General features: G+C 37.2%; 2 protein-coding genes. Both read right to left on the bottom strand.

Features of this window, described 5'->3' with window-relative positions; all coding sequences use genetic code 11:
• Positions 1-78 precede the first annotated feature (78 nt).
• Positions 79-972, bottom strand: coding sequence for an IS3 family transposase (locus tag DWW13_RS18390; protein WP_118720820.1), 894 nt, complete (start codon positions 970-972; stop codon positions 79-81).
• Between the two features lie 5 nt (positions 973-977).
• Positions 978-1,655, bottom strand: coding sequence for a helix-turn-helix domain-containing protein (locus DWW13_RS18385; RefSeq protein WP_118720818.1), 678 nt, complete (start codon positions 1,653-1,655; stop codon positions 978-980).
• Positions 1,656-1,723: the final 68 nt, after the last annotated feature.

Raw genomic sequence — 1,723 nt, 5'->3', positions numbered from 1 at the left:
TGAACCGCTCCCCGTCAAGTAGACAATTGAAAAAATATAAATTTTTCCTGCCAGTAGAAATTTATCTGCTGGCAGTTTTTATGCAGCTTGCAAGTAAATTTCATGTTTTTCCATTGGCGTTAAAATTCCAAGATTCCTTTGCAAGCGTTTATTGTTGTAGTAATCTATATAATCTTCGATCATTTTTACGAGAGTACCTCTATCAGTGAATCGTTTTCCATAATATCGCTCTCTCTTCAGAATTCCCCAAAAGCCTTCCATTGGTCCATTGTCGATACATTTAGCAACTCGCGACATGCTTTGTATTATTCCAGCAGTTACAAGTTTTGTATGAAATGTCCTGTTCGTATATTGGAATCCTCTGTCACTGTGAAACAGTGGCTGCGCACCAGGATTTCTAAGTAAAGCATTGTCTACCGTATCAAACACCAAAGCATTGTTGTTCTTATCACGAATAACATACGAAACAATCCGTCTATCATATAGATCCAGTATTGCACTTAGATAAACTTTATGCTTTTCCATCCCAATATAATAATGGAATTCTGTCACATCAGTGAGCCATTTTTCATTTGGTGCTTTGGCAGTGAACTCCCGATTAAGTATGTTTTCAGCTATATACTGAGGGCTTGCAGCCTGTCTTGTGCATCCGTTGTTAGAATACTTGATAGTTGATTTTATATTAAGTTTACGGCAAATGCGTAGCACACGTTTATCGTTTACATCAATACCATGATATCGTTCCAAGTCATCCCTGATCCTTCGATAGCCTTTATCCGGTGAGTCTGTGTGAATCTTTTCTATCTCGTCGGCAATAAGCCTATTCTTTTGCTCACTTTTAGGAATTTCTCTGTGTAGCCATTTATAATAAGCTGCTCTAGAAACTTTACCAAGTTTACAAAGTGCAGCGATTGGATAATTATGTTCTTTGTGTTCTTCTTTGATTGCCTGATATATATGTTCATGACGGATCAGGCTTAGCCCCGCCTCCTCTCTATTTCTTCGAGTTTTTTTAAAAAAGATGCCTCCATTTCAGCACGTTCTTTCTCTGCTTTTAAAATTTTAACTTCAGCACGCAGCTTTTCTAATTCACTCATCTCATCGGGACGTTTTCGTTTGCCACGGTTATCTCTTAAAGCTTCCACTCCACCAGCTTCATATTTGACTATATAATTGCGAGCCTGTTGATAGGACACCTGGTATTGTTCTGCTGTTTGGGCATAATTACGATCATGTGCGATACAATACTGTACTATTTCAACCCGTTCTTCAAAAGTGGTTTTTCTTCCTTTGGTCATGATAATGTTTCCTCCTGTTCCAGAAGATTTTAATTCTTCATGACCATTATACTTCTTTATCCAGATTTGTAACTTAGCTTTTGAACGGATTCCGTATTTTTTGCAAATATCATCCTGAGAACCATAGCCTGCTAAATAATCTAAGACTGCTTGTTGTTTCAATTCTTTGGAATATTTTTTATTTCCTTTCAATGTGAATGCATTTGCTCCCATAGATTCATAGTTTCGAATCCATTGTTGGACAGATGCGAGACTTACATCAAACATATCGGCAATTCGCCGTTGGCTTTCTTTTCCATCCAGATATAGATTTACAGCATATGTCTTATCCTCAACAGATACTTTTCTTTTGGACATAAAATATGCTCCCTCCTAAGTGACAAGTTTTTATTATTTCACTTGTCTACCTAGAAGGGAGCATATCA

It is taken from the genome of Blautia sp. AF14-40, assembly GCF_003479665.1.
GTDB classification, from domain to species: domain Bacteria; phylum Bacillota; class Clostridia; order Lachnospirales; family Lachnospiraceae; genus Fusicatenibacter; species Fusicatenibacter saccharivorans.
The sequence above is the reverse complement of the archived record's forward strand: the minus strand, read 5'-3'. Positions and strand labels throughout refer to the sequence as shown.

What these genes read in the sequence shown, in the direction of transcription:
- DWW13_RS18385 (WP_118720818.1), bottom strand. Translation starts at nt 1,655, where the DNA reads ATGTCCAAAAGAAAAGTATCTGTTGAGGATAAGACATATGCTGTAAAT.